This window comes from Pseudomonas sp. H1_A03, from assembly GCF_054685145.1.
Window position 1 is genome coordinate 5,998,431 of sequence record NZ_CP162829.1, and the last position, 16,676, is coordinate 6,015,106.

Annotated in this window: 11 protein-coding genes and 1 riboswitch; of the genes, 2 read left to right on the top strand and 9 right to left on the bottom strand. The window is 60.7% G+C overall.

Annotated features, from left to right (window positions below; genetic code table 11):
• Positions 1-41: 41 nt before the first annotated feature.
• A complete protein-coding gene (ltaE, locus tag AB4O35_RS27735; protein ID WP_065874000.1) occupies positions 42-1,046 on the bottom strand; it encodes a low-specificity L-threonine aldolase in 1,005 nt (334 codons plus the stop codon).
• Positions 1,047-1,236: 190 nt separating this feature from the next.
• A riboswitch (FMN riboswitch) is annotated at positions 1,237-1,406 on the top strand.
• 96 nt (positions 1,407-1,502) lie between these two features.
• Between ltaE and AB4O35_RS27740 the strand changes: the two genes are divergently transcribed.
• A complete protein-coding gene (locus AB4O35_RS27740) occupies positions 1,503-2,012 on the top strand; it encodes a 6,7-dimethyl-8-ribityllumazine synthase (protein ID WP_065874001.1) in 510 nt (169 codons plus the stop codon).
• Between the two features lie 315 nt (positions 2,013-2,327).
• On the opposite strand, the gene astE is transcribed toward AB4O35_RS27740, so the two are convergent.
• The 7 genes from astE to AB4O35_RS27775 form a co-directional block, all read right to left on the bottom strand.
• Positions 2,328-3,332 (bottom strand): succinylglutamate desuccinylase, encoded by a 1,005-nt coding sequence (astE, locus tag AB4O35_RS27745; RefSeq protein ID WP_065946021.1) that lies wholly within the window; start codon positions 3,330-3,332, stop codon positions 2,328-2,330.
• Between the two features lie 11 nt (positions 3,333-3,343).
• Complete coding sequence (locus tag AB4O35_RS27750; RefSeq protein ID WP_003214319.1) at positions 3,344-3,634, bottom strand: hypothetical protein; 291 nt, start codon at positions 3,632-3,634, stop codon at positions 3,344-3,346.
• Positions 3,635-3,658: 24 nt separating this feature from the next.
• The gene (astB, locus tag AB4O35_RS27755) at positions 3,659-5,005 is read right to left on the bottom strand and encodes an N-succinylarginine dihydrolase (RefSeq protein WP_065881346.1); all 1,347 of its coding nucleotides are present in this window, start codon (positions 5,003-5,005) and stop codon (positions 3,659-3,661) included.
• A gap of 97 nt (positions 5,006-5,102) precedes the next feature.
• A complete protein-coding gene (gene astD, locus AB4O35_RS27760) occupies positions 5,103-6,572 on the bottom strand; it encodes a succinylglutamate-semialdehyde dehydrogenase (RefSeq protein ID WP_175403033.1) in 1,470 nt (489 codons plus the stop codon).
• On the bottom strand, positions 6,569-7,594 hold the full coding sequence (gene astA, locus AB4O35_RS27765) for an arginine N-succinyltransferase (RefSeq protein WP_065874005.1): 1,026 nt from the start codon (positions 7,592-7,594) through the stop codon (positions 6,569-6,571). Before astA ends, astD begins: the two co-directional genes overlap by 4 nt.
• Positions 7,595-7,646: 52 nt before the next feature.
• Positions 7,647-8,666: an arginine/ornithine succinyltransferase subunit alpha gene (gene aruF / locus AB4O35_RS27770; RefSeq protein WP_027607766.1), complete on the bottom strand. Its 1,020-nt coding sequence runs from the start codon at positions 8,664-8,666 to the stop codon at positions 7,647-7,649.
• A gap of 243 nt (positions 8,667-8,909) precedes the next feature.
• Entirely contained in the window at positions 8,910-10,130 is a 1,221-nt protein-coding gene (locus tag AB4O35_RS27775) for an aspartate aminotransferase family protein (protein WP_065874006.1), read from the bottom strand.
• A 424-nt stretch (positions 10,131-10,554) separates the two neighbouring features.
• Here AB4O35_RS27775 and AB4O35_RS27780 point away from each other — a divergent pair, with 424 nt between their 5' ends.
• Positions 10,555-15,444, top strand: a complete 4,890-nt coding sequence (locus AB4O35_RS27780; protein ID WP_256531184.1) for a leucine-rich repeat domain-containing protein — start codon at positions 10,555-10,557, stop codon at positions 15,442-15,444.
• A gap of 7 nt (positions 15,445-15,451) precedes the next feature.
• On the opposite strand, the gene argR is transcribed toward AB4O35_RS27780, so the two are convergent.
• The gene (argR, locus tag AB4O35_RS27785; protein ID WP_049711881.1) at positions 15,452-16,432 is read right to left on the bottom strand and encodes a transcriptional regulator ArgR; all 981 of its coding nucleotides are present in this window, start codon (positions 16,430-16,432) and stop codon (positions 15,452-15,454) included.
• Positions 16,433-16,676: the final 244 nt, after the last annotated feature.

Sequence of the window (16,676 nt, forward strand, 5' to 3'; positions counted from 1 at the left end):
TGTTTATACGATTGAAAGGTTCAATTAGACGGTCTGCACGCTCATTTGCGCGAAAACTCGACGAATGCCTGCACGACTTGCTCGATCTGCGCCCGGCTGACATCCATATGGGTGACCATGCGCAGGCGCGGTGCAGTGCTCAACTTGATCCCGCGCTCGGCGGCAAAAACCTTCAAGGCTTCGGCCCGATCACCGATCTGCACGTAGACCATGTTGGTCTGTACCGGCTCCACTTCATAACCCACTTTGCGCAGCTCATCGCCCAGCCATTGGGCGTTGGCGTGGTCGTCGGCCAGGCGCTGCACCTGGTGGTCCAGCGCATACAGCCCCGCCGCCGCCAGGGAACCGGCCTGGCGCATGCCGCCGCCGACCATCTTGCGCAGGCGCCTGGCCTTGGCGATCAACGCCGTGGAACCGCACAACACCGAGCCAATCGGCGCGCCAAGGCCCTTGGACAGGCACACCGACACCGAATCAAAGTGCTTGGCAATCTCGCGCGCCTCCACGCCCAGCTTGACCGCTGCGTTGTAGAGCCGTGCGCCGTCCAAATGCAGGGCCAGGCCCTGTTCACGGGTGAATGCCCGCGCCTTCGCCAGGTAGTCCAGCGGCAATACCTTGCCTTGCATGGTGTTTTCCAGCGCCAGCAGGCGCGTGCGGGCGAAATGGAAGTCGTCCGGCTTGATCGCCGCCAGCACCTGGTCCAGGTCCAGGGAACCATCTGCCTGCATGTCCAGCGGTTGCGGTTGGATCGAACCCAACACCGCTGCGCCGCCACCTTCGTATTTGTAGGTGTGGGCCTGCTGGCCGACGATGTATTCCTCGCCACGCTCACAGTGAGCCATCAACGCCAGCAGGTTGCTCATGGTGCCGGTGGGCACGAACAGCGCAGCGGCAAAGCCCAGGCGCTTGGCCAACTCGGCCTCCAGACGATTGACGCTGGGGTCTTCGCCATACACGTCATCGCCGCTGACAGCAGTAGCCATGGCGTCGAGCATGCCGGGAGTGGGTTGGGTCACAGTGTCGCTGCGCAGGTCAATCACGGACATGAAACAAGCCTCCAGGGGTTCAGTAAGTTCTTTTTGTGAATGATTACTGCGGGCAAAGCCACGGAATATCAAGCCCCCGCTGCATTCAATCGAATACCAACCAAACAAACCGATATAGCTTATCGATACAGCGATCGTGCAGTTTGCGAAAAACCGTGTTAAAAACTCTCCGCCGCCAGAGTTCTGGTGGCAACGTTCTCAGGGCGGGGTGCAATTCCCCACCGGCGGTAATTACACGCAATGTGTATAGCCCGCGAGCGCTTGGCGCCTCGAACTGCTCACGCAGGACGGCGACAAGGTCAGCAGACCCGGTGTGATCCCGGGGCCGACGGTCATAGTCCGGATGAAGAGAGAACGGGATTGGCACCTAAGGGCCGCGCACGAAGTGTGCTTGCGTACCCTTAAATCCCATTCGATTCATAACGCCCTGTTTTTTTCTTAAACAGGAGTCAGAACATGCAACCCACTGCGATCGACAGCAAAAGCAAAAACCATCACGGCGAGCGCGTCGCGTTTATCCAGGCCTGCTGGCACAAGGATATTGTCGACCAATCGCGCAAAGGCTTCCTCGCCGAAATGATCGCCCAGGGCTACCAGGAATCGGATATTGATTTCTTTGAAGTCGGCGGCGCCTTTGAAATGCCCCTGCACGCCAAGCTGCTGGCCAAGACCGGCCGCTACGCCGGTATCGTCGCTGCTGCGCTGGTGGTGGATGGCGGCATCTACCGTCACGAATTCGTGGCCCAATCGGTCGTCAGCGGGTTGATGCAGGTGCAGCTGGAAACTGAAGTGCCGGTGTTCTCGGTATCGCTGACACCGCATCACTTCCATGCGGGCACTGAGCACCACACCTTTTTCTACGAGCACTTCGTGCACAAAGGCCAGGAAGCGGCGCGGACCTGCGCCGATACGCTGCATAAAGTGCGTGCGATCCGTCGCAGCGAGCCGCGTGCTGTAGCGGTCTAAACAACACCGCCAGGCCCAGCCTCAGAGCTGGGCCTGTGTGGGAGCTGGCTTGCCTGCGATGGCATCGCCTCAGCGTCACTGACGGACCGAGTTGATCCTATCGCAGCATAAGTATCTACACATCTTGAGCGAGCCCTCTGCGTAGCAGCTGTCGAGCCCTGGCGAGGCTGCGTCAGCGGTGTGTCAGACAGACCGCAAACGCAGCCTCGCCAGGGCTCGACAGCTGCTACGCACTATCACATTGAAAATGTGTAGATGCCTGTGCCTATCGCAGGCAAGCCAGCTCCCACATTTGATCGCGGTGGACCTTTAGATTCAGACCAAACCAGCGTCCGTCGTCGGCACAATCAATATCCCCGCCCGCAAGCCATTCTTCACCTTCGGGTTGGGAAATATGATGCGCGCGCCCTCCTCTTCGATCACCCAACGGGTCTTGGCCACGTCTTCGGCCAGCAGATAGCCCTTTTCCAGCTCCGAAAAGTTTTCCACATCCGTCGGCAAGTGCATCAGGAAGGCATCGCTGTGCTTGATCACTTCCCGCGCAACGGCGAACAGCTTCAGGCCTTCAAGGCTATCGGTCTCAGGCTCGGTGCCTTCGATGATCTGCTTGAGGCGGGTTTCCAGGCGCGACACGTCCACACCCTGGTTCTGCCCGAACGGTCGCGCCTTGCCCAGTTCCAGCGTGAAGGCCTCGGCTTCCAACTGCTCGTAGGTAAACGCGGTGAAGGTGATCGAGGTTTTGTTCTGCAACAACACCGCTTCCATGCCAGCGGCACGCAGCCGTTCCAGCTCACTACGAGAGTGCTGGCGACCTTCCTTCCACGGATACAGGGCGAACTGCTCGATCTTCGAGCCGCGAATGGCCGTGTGCAGGTCGTAATGCAGGCGCGAACGGTCAGGCACGCTGAAGAAGCTGCGGGCCAATTGCTCAAGCTCGGCGGCACGCATGGCTTCAGGGCCGATGTTTTTTTCATGACGGCCGTTGAACAGCCGGTTGACGTCCAGTTCGAGGTAACGCTCGCCGCGGCGCATGGCCTCGGGGTTGCCGAACAGGAACAGAATACGATTGCGGGGTTTGATCTCCCCACGGGCGATGCCATGCAACAGGCGGTCGAGCAGTTCGATCGGCGCGGTTTCGTTGCCATGGATGCCGGACGACAGCAGTAAGTCCCCGCCTTTGTCCTGGGCTTGCGGCGGGCGCACTTCAAGTGCACCCTCGCTGAGCCAGCGCATTTGCACGCCGTCGACGGTCAGTTGAATTTTTTGCGCCGGTTCACGTCCGGCGAGGGTCAGTTCAAGCAGTTTGCCGAGGGCGAGCATACGCAGCTTCCTTAGTGGTTGCAGCCTGGGCCGTGGACGTGATCGTCGTCATCACCTTCAACGTCGGCCGGTTCCATTTCCAGCTGCAGGCTCATCAGGTTGGTGGCCAATGGGCGCATCAGCAGGTTGGCGTATTCGGCGTCGCCTTCTTCCACGTCTACGCCGATCAGCAGTTGGCCACGGCCGTCGTGCTGAATCCAGATTTCCTTGCCCTGCCAGACCACAGCGACGCGGGTGCAGGAGGTTTCCAGCTGGGTGCCGTCGGTGTCTTCAAGGATCAGTTTCAGGGTGTCGGTGGTCATAAAATAACTCTCAGCCATGCGGCATTAATTGATCTGGAAAGGATAAACCGAGCCCAGTTTAAGGATTTGCGTCAGTTCATCCAATGCCGTCCGGCACTCCAGCAGCAATTGCGGGTCAGCCAGGTCGGTTTCACGCAGGCTGTCGCGGTAGTGCTTGTCGACCCATTGGGTCAGGGTTTCGTACAACGGTGCAGTCATGATAACGCCTGGATTCACCGCCGCCAGTTCGGTTTCGTTCAAAGCTACGCGCAAGCGCAGGCACGCCGGACCACCGCCGTTCTGCATGCTTTGCTTGAGGTCGAAGACGTTCACTTCGCGAATCAGCCCGCCGGAAGCCGTGAGGCCTTGCAGATAGTGCCAGACGCGTTCGTTGGCGCGGCACTCTTCCGGCACGATCAGCAGCATTGAGCCGTCGGCACGGGTCAGCAACTGGCTGTTGAACAGGTAGGAACGCACTGCGTCCTCGACGCTGACCTGGGCGCGGGGCACGCAAACAGACTGGAAGTTGCCGCCCAACTTGCCCAGTTTGCCTTGCAGCTCGCCAAGCATCTGCTCGGTATTGAGGAATGCGTCCTCGTGATAGAACAACACTTCACCGTTGCCCACCGCGATCACATCGTTGTGGAATACACCGGCATCAATCACCGCTGGGTTCTGCTGGGCATAGACCACGCCCTCATCCTTCAAGCCGTGCAGGCGTGCGACAGCCTGGGACGCTTCAAGCGTCTGACGCGCCGGGTACTTCTGTGGCGCCGGGTAGCGGGGGTCGAACGCACTGCGACCGAACACGAAAAACTCAACGCCGGCCTCACCGTATTCACGGCAGAAGCGCGTATGGTTGGCCGCACCCTCGTCGCCGAACTGCGCCACCGCCGGCAACGCAGCGTGGTGAGCGAAGTGCTTTTCATCGGCAAACATCGCGCCCAGCACACGGCTGGTGGTCGGGTGTTCGATGCTGCGGTGGTATTTGCAATTGAGGTTGGCAGCAGTGAAATGCACGCGGCCGTCGGCCGTATCAGCGCTCGGGCTGACGGTGGCGGCGTTGGCTACCCACATGCTCGACGCCGAGCAGCTCGCGACCAGCAAAGGCATTGCCTGCTTGGCCGCCTGCTGAATCACCTGAGCATCGGTGCCGTTGAAACCAAGGTTGCGCAAAGCGGCCACGTCCGGGCGCTCCTGCGGCGCAAGCACGCCTTGCACAAAGCCCATGTCCATCAGGGCTTTCATTTTTTGCAGGCCCTGCAACGCAGCTTCCTTGGGATTGGAATGCTGCTGGCTGTTGCTCTGGGACGCGACGTTGCCGAAGGACAAACCGCCGTAGTTATGGGTCGGCCCCACTAGACCGTCAAAATTGACTTCATAGGATTTCATCGGCGAGGCTCCACGAACATCTGTTTTTATAGGCAATCTTCAGCACACCACAGGTCTTTATCTGTGAACCCGCTCCCACACTCGATAGGTGGCATCTTTAGCTCAGCGTAATGCCGGGGGTGAGTGTGGCTGGAACAACCAAGTCAGGCGTTTCCAGCGACGCCACCGGGTACGCACAATAATCCGCCGCGTAATACGCACTGGCGCGGTGGTTGCCCGACGCCCCTACCCCGCCGAACGGCGCGGTACTGGCGGCGCCGGTCAGCTGTTTGTTCCAGTTGACGATGCCCGCGCGGCTTTCCAGCCAGAACTGCTGGTAGCGTGCCTCAGAATCCGACAACAAACCCGCGGCCAGGCCGTACTGGGTGTTGTTGGCCTCGACAATCGCCGCTTCAAAATCAGCGTAGCGGATCACTTGCAACAGTGGGCCAAACAGTTCTTCGTCTTCACGCTCGGTCACGGCCGTCACATCGATGATGCCTGGGGTCAGCAAGGCGGCCTGATCCTGAGGCTGAGTCATTTCCAGCAACGCCACAGCGCCGTTGGCCAGCATCAGCTCCTGGGCGTCCATCAAGGCTTTGGCGGCGCCGAGGGAGATCACCGAGCCCATGAACGGCGCCGGTTGCTGGTCAAACGCACCCACTTCAATCGTCGCGCTGACCGCCACCAGGCGCGCCAGCAACGCATCGCCCCAGGCGCCTTCTGGCACCAGCAAACGGCGGGCACAGGTGCAACGCTGGCCGGCGGAGATAAACGCCGACTGAATGATGGTGTAGACCGCCGCGTCCACATCGGCCACTTCGTCGACCACCAGCGGGTTATTGCCGCCCATTTCCAGGGCCAGGATCTTGTCCGGGCGCCCAGAGAACTGCTGGTGCAGGTGATTGCCGGTGCGGCTGGAGCCGGTAAAGAACAACCCGTCGATGCCTGGGTTGGCCGCCAGCGCGATACCGGTCTCCCGCGCGCCTTGCAGCAGGTTCAGTACACCCGCCGGCAACCCGGCGTCGATCCAGCACTGCACGGTCAGCTCGGCGACTTTAGGGGTCAACTCGCTCGGTTTGAACAGCACAGTATTGCCCGCCAGCAAGGCCGGGACGATATGCCCGTTCGGCAAGTGGCCAGGGAAGTTGTACGGACCGAACACCGCGACCACGCCGTGAGGTTTGTGACGCAATACAGCGGTGGCGTCGCCCAACGGGCCGCTCTTCTCGCCGGTACGTTCGCGGTAGCTTTGCACCGAGATCGCGATCTTGTTGGCCATGCTGGTGACTTCGGTGGCCGATTCCCACAGCGGTTTGCCGGTTTCTTCGCCGATGCAACGGGCGATTTCATCGGCGCGGCTTTTCAGGGTGGCGGCGAAGGCTTCCAGCACGCTGATGCGTTCTTCCAGCGGGCGCTTGGCCCACGCCGGGAATGCCTGGCGCGCGGCCTGCACGGCGGATTCGACCTGCTCGATGGTGGCGCCATTGCCGGCCCACAGCACTTGCTGGGTCACCGGGTTGCGCGATTCGAACAGTTCACCCTGGCCGGCCAGCCAGCTCCCTGCGATATACAGCGAATTCATTATTTCGACTCCCGGGCAGCGGACAACGGTACGGCACGCACTTGATCACCGGCGATCAGCTGCAGGCGCTTGGCGGTGAGCGGATCGACCACCAGGGTGCCTGCCGCCAGCCGCGCGGGGGCGGCGGTGATGCGGCAATCGTCGCGTTTACGGTTATGGATCAGGAACGGGGTGGCATCGTCGCCGGGCGTGCCGATCGCCAGCACCAGCGCTTCGCTGTCGCGGACCGCGCGGATCTTACTGGTCTCGCATTCCACCGCAGGGCCGGCATCGAAGATGTCGACATAGCCCTGGTAGCTGAAACCTTCACTCTTGAGCATGCTCAGCGCAGGTTCGGTGTCCGGGTGGACCTTGCCGATTACGTTGCGTGCGTCTTCCGACAGGAAGCAGCTGTACAGCGGAAACTTCGGCATCAGCTCGGCGATAAACGCTTTGTTGCCCACGCCGGTGAGGTAATCGGCCTGGCTGAACTCCATTTTGAAGAAATGGCGGCCCAGGCTTTCCCAGAACGGCGAGCGTCCGGCGTCGTTGGACACACCGCGCATCTCGGCAATGATCTTGTTACCGAACAGTTGCGGGAATTCAGCGATAAACAGCAAGCGCGCCTTGGCCAGCATGCGGCCGTTGAGGCCGGTGCGGTAATCGGCGTGCAGGAACAACGAGCACAGCTCGGAATTACCGGTAAGGTCGTTGGCCAGGAACAGCGTCGGAATCTCGCGGTAGATATTCAGCTCCTGGGAAGCGCTGACCGTCAGGCCGACCCGGAAGTTGTACCAAGGCTCACGCAGGCCGACAGCGCCGGCAATGGCGGAAATCCCCACCACGCGGCCTTCGTCGTTTTCCAGCACGAACAGGTAGTCGGCATCGCCGCGCCCGGCGTCGCCGCGAAAGGTTTTTTCCGCCCAGCCAACCCGGTGGGTCAGGCGCTCTTCGTTGGCCGGCAAGGTGGTGAGACCGGTGCCGGTGCTGCGCGCCAGATCAATCAGGGCCGGTAAATCGCTGCTGCGTACGGGACGAACGATCATGCTATCTCCTCAGACGGGCCGCCTGCTTCAGGCCACCCGCGAAACTCTGCTTTTAAACCGCTACCAAGCGCACGCTTGCGCCTTCGCCGACGCCCAAGGCCTCGGCGGCTGCCAGGTCCAGGGTCACCGGTTTGCCGGGCGCATAGTCCAGTTCCAGCATCACCGCACGGTAATCCTGCAACTGCGCGTTGCTCACCAGGTACTGGCGGCCCACACCCTTGGCCATTTCGCCGATCTTTACCGGCACCACGCGGCTCTGGGCGATGGAGCGAATGCCCGAGACCCGCGCATGCAGCGTCGGGCCACCGTCGAAGATGTCGATGTAGTGGTCGGTCTCGAAGCCTTCACGCATCAGGATGTCGAAGGTGATCTGCGCACGCGGGTGCACCTGGCCCATCGCCTCTTGGGCTTCGTCCGGCAGCAGCGGCACGTAGATCGGGTAGTGCGGCATCAGCTCGGCGAGGAATGTACGGCTTTTCAGCCCGCACAGGCGCTCGGCGGCAGCGTAGTTGAGGTCGAAGAAGTTGCGGCCGATGGCGTCCCAGAACGGCGAATCACCGTTCTCGTCGCTGTAGCCGACGATTTCGGTCACCACCGAGTCGGCAAAGCGCTCGGGGTGGCTGGCGACAAACAGCAAGCGGCCACGGGAGTTGAGTTCCGACCACGGCGAACCGACCAGTTCCGGCACCACGTAGAAACTGGTGAGCAGGCTGTTGCCGGTGAGGTCATGGCACTGGGAAAGCACGTGGATCTTGTTGTGGATCTTCAGCTCGCGGGAGGCGTGCACGAAGGTCTCGTTACGGAAGCTGTAGAACGGCTCCGAGTAACCGGCCGAGGCGACGATGGCCGAGCAGCCCGCCAGCTTGCCGGTCTCGGTGTCCTCCAATACGAAGAAATAGCTTTCTTCACCGTTGAAACTGACCTCGGCGGCGAAGGACGCTTCGCTGGCAGCGATCTTGTCGCTCAGGCGTTCCACATCATCCGGCAAGGAGGTGACACCAATCGGGCTGTCCGCAGCCAGACGCTGTACCTCGCCCAGATCAGCCATTTGCGCGGGGCGCATCACCAGCATGGTGTCACTCCTTAACTCGAAAACTTCATAGAGGGAAAAATGCCGGACACGAGATCTGAGTTCACATACATCTCGATGTGCAAGCAGATCCATGTGGGAGCTGGCTTGCCTGCGATGCAGGCAACTCGGTCTGTCAGTTGCACCGAGGTGATGCTATCGCAGGCAAGCCAGCTCCCACATTTGACTCGGTCCGGCATATAGAATTTTTGCTCGACGCCCGATCGCCAGGCGCCGAGCGGTAGATCAAACTTGCGTCAGTGCTTTTACAGCACGTTCAAAACGGTCCAGACCTTCGTTGATGTCCGCCTCTTCCACCACCAGACTCGGCGCAAAACGCACCACATCCGGGCCGGCTTGCAGGATCATCAGGTTCTCTTTCTCGGCCGCGTTGAACACGTCCTTGGCCTTGCCTTTGAACGCATCGCTCAGCACGCAACCAATCAGCAGGCCCATGCCGCGCACTTCGGTGAAGATGCCGTATTGCTTGCCGATCTGCTCCAGGCGGGCCTTGAACAGGTCGTGCTTGGCGTTCACACCGGCCAGCACTTCAGGGGTGTTGATCACGTCAATCACCGCCTCGGCCACCGCGCACGCCAGCGGGTTGCCGCCGTAGGTGGTGCCGTGGGTGCCAACGACCAGGTGCTTGGCCAGCGCTTCGGTGGTGAGCATCGCCGCAATCGGGAAACCGCCGCCCAGGCTCTTGGCGCTGGTGAGGATGTCCGGCGTCACGCCGTAATGCTGATAGGCAAACAGGTGGCCGCTGCGGCCCATGCCGGTTTGCACTTCGTCGAACACCAGCAGCGCGTTGTTCGCGTCACACAGTTCACGGGCGCCTTGCAGGTAAGCCAGCTCGGCCGGCAACACGCCGCCTTCGCCCTGGATCGGTTCCAGCACCACGGCGCAGGTCTTGCCCGAAACAGCCGCTTTCAGCGCGTCCAGATCGTTGTAAGGCACGTGGGTGATGCCGGTGATTTTCGGGCCGAAACCATCGGAATACTTGGACTGGCCACCGACGTTAACGGTGAACAGGGTACGGCCGTGGAAGCTGTTCAGCGCGGCGATGATCTCGTACTTCTCGGTGCCGAAACGGTCGAACGCGACGCGACGGGCCAGCTTGAACGCGGCCTCGTTGGCTTCGGCGCCGGAGTTGCAGAAGAACACCCGCTCGGCAAAGGTGGCGTCGATCAGCTTATGCGCCAGGCGCAAGGCCGGCTCATTGGTGAAGACGTTGGAGACGTGCCACAGCTTGTTGGCCTGTTCGGTCAGAGCCCCGACCAGCGCCGGGTGGGCGTGGCCCAATACGTTGACCGCGATGCCGCCGGCAAAGTCGATCAGCTCGCGACCGGCCTGGTCCCACACGCGCGAACCTTCGCCACGTACGGGGATGAAGGCAGCAGGTGCGTAGTTGGGAACCATGACCTGGTCGAAATCGGCACGTTGCACCGGGGCTTGCTCAACGGACATCGGAGTCTCCTGAAGAGGAACGCCTGCCTGGAACTGGCGGGCGATGCAGGGATTGTAAGGACAGTTTTCAGTAGGGCCTTGCCGCCAAGCGACAACTTCTTATAGCGCCAACCCGCGATTTTGGCGGGTTTACGCCAATGCGACAAATAGCATCGCAATGGCGCAGTTTAAACGGTGTGTTGCTGGAGAGGCAGAGGCACGGCTCGCTGATTTCTCTGCTTGCTTCATCTATCTACAGCCCCGGCGGCCGTCAGGCTGATGTGATGACGGTAAATTCACTCACCGAAGGATTCGCCGCATGTCCACGCTGACTTTAACCCCTATCACCCAACGCCTTGTAGAAGCAGCGAGCCGAGTGCCCGCCGGGGTTCATACGCGCCTGCCGAAATGGCTTGGAAATGCCTCGAGCGACAGGCGTCAAGCCTTGAAAAACATCCCACTGGAATTTGCCGCCTGGCAGGATGAAGCCAATCGCTCACAACACGCCCCCCTGAAAAAAGCCGTGCAGACCAGTTGGGAGGCGCAAAACCGGCTCGATACGGCCTTCGCAACGCTCCAGTCCCCCCAAGCCTTCGCGGCACCGTTACTGCAAGAGGCACTCAAGCAGCAGTTTGACGTTGAGTCCAATGTCACTACCACCTATCTGCGCCTGTATAAGCCTTTGACTTTACCCTTGGCGCCCCTCGAGACGGGCGCCAAACCCTGGACCGTGTCGCTGGTGGAGGCCGCGCTGCACAACTTCGACGCGGACGAAGGCAAAACAACGGCTTACACCGCAGAGTCAACCTTCATTACCGAACCGTCCACCACCGGGCAGTTCGACACGCTGCCGGGGCTGCGCGAGCAGATCAGCATCGCGCAATTCATCGGGTTGTGCCGCCAGCTGGATATCGGCGCGCACTATCAGCGCTACCTCAAGCATTTTTTCGGGTTCCAGGACGCTGTTCTCAAAACCCGGCTACGCAACAAAGTCATCCAGAGCCTGAAAGCCGATGCGCAAACGAGCCTGCAAATGGCCCGTCTCAAAAAGGATGTGACGCCCCCGGTCTTTGATGCACTTGGCCGCTGTCTGAATAACCTTGGCGCCGAGCTTGCCGGCAAGGCACTGCTCAGCCACGACCTTAACCTGATGAACGCGCCGCTGACCGGCATCGTACTGTTCGCTCCCGACCTGGAGTTACACCGCAGTGCAGCCCCGGTCGTGGCCTACATCCCCGGCGACCCACAGTCCCCGCTCAAGTACTACGTCAACGGCGCAGCATTTATGCAGGATCTGGCCAACAAGCTACGCAACACCGACTACCAGGCGTTTTTCAGCCGTTTCGTCAACCAGGAGCACCGTGGCTACTTCTTTGCCGGCCTCAACAGCCGCTTATCGCAAGTGGTCTGGCACGAGCACAGCGTCGGTGATCCACGACCCACCTGGCGCGACGAGCCGATAGCCCAACCCCGACTGCAATTTTACGCAGAGAAAATCACCGGCGATCTTTACCAACACCTGTACGAAAGCAAACTCAACAAGCTGCTCAATGATGCGCGGGTGACAGCCATCTCGACCGCCGACGCCGATAGCAAGGCACGCTGGCAACGCTGGGACATTGTGCAAAAAATCGGTAAAGCCATTCTCGAAATCGCCGCGTTCATTGCCGCGCCCTTCATTCCACCGCTGGGGTTGCTGATGCTCGGCTATACCGCCTATCAACTGCTTGATGAAGTCTTCGAAGGCATCATCGGTTGGGCAGAAGGGCTCAAGAAGCAGGCATTCGGGCACCTGATGTCCATCCTTGAACAAATGCTTCAACTGGGCATGTTCGCGGTCGGCGCACCGATTGCCGAGGGCCTGCTGAGACAGGCGCTACCGAAGGAGCTGTGGGACTTTTTCGACTCACTCACGCCGGTCACTGCCGGCGGCAAAACCCGCCTGTGGAACCGCGACCTGAAGCCCTATGCCCATGAGATTCAACTGGGTCCGGCGGCACGCGCAGACGCGCAGGGGCTGCATGCCCATGCAGGCAAACGAGTCCTGGCACTCAACGGGCAGCATTTTTCTGTCACGCAACACGCGGGCAACGCTTTCCTTGCACACCCCACCCATGCGCACGCCTACCGCCCGCGGATAATCGGCAATGGCAAGGGTGCCTGGATAACCCCAGGGGATCGCCCGCTGACCTGGGATCGCACCACCCTGCTGCGCCGCCTCGGGCCGCCGGCCGAGGGGATCAGTGAGGCAGGCCTTGAACTGGCCCACCGCATCAGCGGGACCGATGATGCGGCCCTGCGCAAAATGCACCTGGACCACCAGTCGCCGCCCCCACTGCTGATTGACACGCTCAAGCGCGTCAAGATCGATGAGCAGCTACAAGCCTTCATCGACCAGATGAACAGTGACGATCCTCAGGTTTATCAAAAAGCCGACCCACAGACCCAACTGTGGCTGCTCAGCCAGACCGGCTTATGGCCTGAATCCAAGACCCTGCGGTTTCTCAACGCAAAAGGTGAAACTGTCTGGGAGCACCAAGGCCGCAAAGATGCCGCTGTTGCACAAATACACGAAGCCCAGATGAACAATGGCGACCTGCTGCAAACCCTGCTGGAAACCTTGGACGAGTCAGAACGCAAAACCCTGCTTGAAGAGGCGTTCGGCAGCCCCACCACCCCGATGAACGTGCGTATTGCCACGCTGCGCAAACGCTTGGCACGCCAAGCCCAGGACAAACGTGCCAGCCTGTTTGACTCGCGCTATCGAAAAGAGGAAATCATCGATACCGCACGCCTGCAAAAAGTCATCGACACCACCTCCGGCCTGCCGACGAGCGCTGCCGAAGAAGTATTACGCGGTGCGACCGGGGAAGAGCTATCGGGCATCGACCAAGGCAAAGTGCCCGCATCGGTGATAGAGCGCGCACGCTGGGCTGCCCATGAAGTGCGCATCAGTCGGGCCCATGAAGGGCTGTACATGGACGCCCTGGAAAGCAATGACACACACCGTCTTGCCTTGCATTCGCTGGAAAACCTGCCGGGATGGTCGCCGCAGGTGCGCCTGGTAGTCACCGACTTCAGCCGTACCGGCAAGGTACGCGATGCTATCGGCAGCCCCCAGGCACCGATACACCGCACGCTCGTGTGCACTGTCGAGGGCGATTACATTCCCGAAGACGGCAAGGGCACCCTGTTTGGCGCAACCGACTTCTACACCGCCGTTCTCCAGGCACTGCCGGACGCGCAGCGCAACGCACTGGGCATTCATATCGGCCAGGGTCCGCTGCTGAGGCAAACCTTGCGTCAACACACGCTGGCGCGTGAAGCGCTGGGCACTCTGCTGGCCGAAGCCCCCGTGCGTAAACCCTCTTACGACCCGGCCCTGATGCGCCTGCCCGGCGGCATGGAAGGCTACGGCAGCAGCCCGGCAACCCCGAGCCCCCCTCTGGAGACTCAGTTATTACATGAGCTGTACCCGAGCCTGAGCCCAGCACAAGTGACCAACGCATTGAACTTCATGAGGTACCGGCCCGGCTCCCCCCTGCAAACGCTTCAATACTTGAAGAACGAATTTTTACAGTTAGAAAACAGCCTTTCGACCTGGAACTCCAACACGCCGCAAACCCTTCAGGGTACCGACATACCGCTCCCCCCCTCGACGATCGCCGATGAGCAACTCAATCGCTGGAGATGGACGCGCGAACTGATCCGCGCCTGGCGTCATGAAACCCCACCGGATCCAGCCTTCAGCGAGGGCCACCAGTTGCACCTGCCGCCGCTGTACGGCGAACTCCCCACACTCAATACACGCTTCAAGTTCATCTCCACCCTGAGTCTGAGGGGCTACCGCACCACCCGGGACGCACCCGCGTTCCTCACGCACTTCCCCAACCTGCGAACGCTGGCTATCCGCGATATTGCCCTCAACACAATCCCCCCAGAGGTCATTGGGCTGCCCCACCTCGACAGCCTGACGTTACGCAACTGCAACCTTCACCTGTCCCTTCAAAATCGTGCAGACCTTGCCACGCGGACCGGGCTTCGCCATCTGGACCTGTCTGACAACAACCAACTGTCGCTCACACCCGACCTCAGAGCCCTGGCCGACTTGCAGACACTGAATCTGAGCCAGACCAATATCTCCCAATTCCCCGAAGGCCTGCTCAACCGCCCTCGGTTGACGCGTGCCGACCTCAGTAACAACTATTTGAGGCGGCTACCCGAGGCCGCCTTCAGCGTGCCCCGCGCAACCGCCAGAGTCTTTGATCTGTCAGGCAACCCGCTGTCTCGCGCCACGCTGGAGCGCATCAAACGCTATTGCCAGAGAACCGGCGAACACTTTGGCGCAGACGCCCATCCTGCCGAGCGCCAGCGGGTCCTCGAGCTCTACCCCAGCTACACCGCCACTGAAGCCAATAACTTTATTTTCAAGCTGCCCGGTGGGTTGGATGACTCCATGGCAATCCTGGAACGCCTGAAAGTCGACTACGAGCGCCTGCAAGCGGACTTGGGAGAATGGGCGGCAAACGTACCCGACCCGCACGAGGGGGCGCCAATGGACGAAGACGCGCAGGCGCGACAACAAGTCCTGCGAGGCCAACTCAAGGCATTGATTGAGGAAGGCTGGCGCAGGGAGACCAGCCTGAATGCAGAGCATGAGCCACCCACCACCTCCCACAACATGACATTAGCCGTGCCGCTGCTCGGCGATCTGCCGGTGCTGAGGGTCGATTTCGAACATATTTCAAGGCTGGAACTGAGGGGGGAGGACACCACATCGATCCCCGCGGGATTTATCGAGCGTTTTCCCAACCTGGAGAGCCTGTTTATCCATCGGTATGCACTGCCAGACATTCCCGCCGGCGTATTCAAGCTGCCGAAGCTCAAGCGGCTCAACCTGACTCAAAGCACGGTCCGTTTGACGCAAAAAAGCGCCGCAGACTTGAGCGACCTGCACACCCTTGAATACCTGGACCTGAGTCACAACACAGACCTGGGCATTTCCCCCGACATCAGCAAAATGTCCGGACTGGAAACCCTGATGATTGAAAGCGCCGGCCTCACCGAGCCCCCTCACGGGATGTTCAACCTGCCCCGCCTCGATGTGGTGAGCCTGAGAAACAACCGAATGACCGAGCTTCCTGACGACCTGTTTGAACTGGACGCTGACAGGGCTGACGGCTTCAATCTCGGCGGCAACCGTTTCTCTACCGGGACGATAGACAAGCTGCGCCACTACTACCGGCGTACGGCCGTGGACTTTGACGTACCCGAAGCTCGACAGCCCGAGGCGACGCTGGCCGACACCGGCTCCGAAGAAGAGGGGGAGGAATAAAAAATGCTCAACCGCGCTCGGATGGCACCGACGACAGCTCGAACGGGCTGCTGCTGCGCCGCTGGTTGCGGTCTTCACGGGGTGTGGCGCCGAAGAAGTTGCGGTAGGCGCTGGAGAAATGCGGCCCCGAGGAAAAGCCGCACGACAGGCCGATCTGAATGATCGACTTGCTGGTTTGCATGAGCATCTGGCGCGCCTTGTTCAGGCGCAGTTCCAGGTAGTACTGGCTGGGGACGCGATTGAGGTATTGCTTGAAGATGCGTTCGAGTTGTCGTCGCGATACACAGACGTGCTGGGCGATTTCATCGGTGGTCAGCGGTTCCTCGATATTCGCCTCCATCAACAAAACCGCCTGGGTCAGCTTCGGATGGCTGGAACCCAGGCGGTTTTGCAGTGGAATGCGCTGGCGCTCGCCGCCTTCGCGAATGCGCTCCACCACCAGCTCTTCGGAGACTGCACCGGCCAGTTCGGCGCCGTGATCACGAGCGAGTACTGCCAGCAGCAGATCGAGCACAGACATGCCACCGCAGGCGGTGAGGCGGTCGCGGTCCCAGTCGAACAGATGGCTGGTGGCGATGACCTTGGGGAAACGCTCGGCGAAATCGTCCTGCCAGCGCCAGTGCACGGCGGCGCGGTAGCCGTCGAGCAGGCCGAGCTGGGCCAGCGGGTACACACCCGCCGACAAGCCGCCAATCACGCAACCGGCGCGAACCAGCTGCTTGAGCGCGGTGCTCAGTTGCGAGGCGATGACGGTCGGCGGTTCGTCCGCCAGCAGGAACAGCTTCTGGAAGCCCTCGAGCTTACCGGCCCACGGCTCGCCCGGCAGTTGCCATGCGCCTTCGGCCGCCGGTTCCGCGAGCAAAAACGACAGCTCGTAGACCACGTCCGGATGCACCCGCTGAGCAACGCGCAAGGCCTCCTCAGCCAGCGCAAGCGTCAGGGCTTTTGTGCTGGGCCAAATCAGGAAACCAATTTTATGGGCGGTCATGGAGGGCTATCCGAAACGAAGAACGGTAATGAAGACAAGGGCTAATGCTAGCCCGTAAACCAACACAAATCTCAAAACATAGGGAGATCAAATGTGGGAGCTGCCTTGCCTGCGATAGCACTGGGTCAGCTGGTATATCTGTTTCTGATACACCGCTATCGCAGGCAAGCCAGCTCCCACAGGGGATCGGCGTCAACCTCAAGACTGTTGAGCATGCACTATTTCAGTGCATAAAAGCAGTCCT

What these genes read in the sequence shown, in the direction of transcription:
- ltaE (WP_065874000.1), bottom strand. Translation starts at nt 1,046, where the DNA reads ATGTCCGTGATTGACCTGCGCAGCGACACTGTGACCCAACCCACTCCC.
- AB4O35_RS27740 (WP_065874001.1), top strand. Translation starts at nt 1,503, where the DNA reads ATGCAACCCACTGCGATCGACAGCAAAAGCAAAAACCATCACGGCGAG.
- astE (WP_065946021.1), bottom strand. Translation starts at nt 3,332, where the DNA reads ATGCTCGCCCTCGGCAAACTGCTTGAACTGACCCTCGCCGGACGTGAA.
- AB4O35_RS27750 (WP_003214319.1), bottom strand. Translation starts at nt 3,634, where the DNA reads ATGACCACCGACACCCTGAAACTGATCCTTGAAGACACCGACGGCACC.
- astB (WP_065881346.1), bottom strand. Translation starts at nt 5,005, where the DNA reads ATGAAATCCTATGAAGTCAATTTTGACGGTCTAGTGGGGCCGACCCAT.
- astA (WP_065874005.1), bottom strand. Translation starts at nt 7,594, where the DNA reads ATGATCGTTCGTCCCGTACGCAGCAGCGATTTACCGGCCCTGATTGAT.
- aruF (WP_027607766.1), bottom strand. Translation starts at nt 8,666, where the DNA reads ATGCTGGTGATGCGCCCCGCGCAAATGGCTGATCTGGGCGAGGTACAG.
- AB4O35_RS27775 (WP_065874006.1), bottom strand. Translation starts at nt 10,130, where the DNA reads ATGTCCGTTGAGCAAGCCCCGGTGCAACGTGCCGATTTCGACCAGGTC.
- argR (WP_049711881.1), bottom strand. Translation starts at nt 16,432, where the DNA reads ATGACCGCCCATAAAATTGGTTTCCTGATTTGGCCCAGCACAAAAGCC.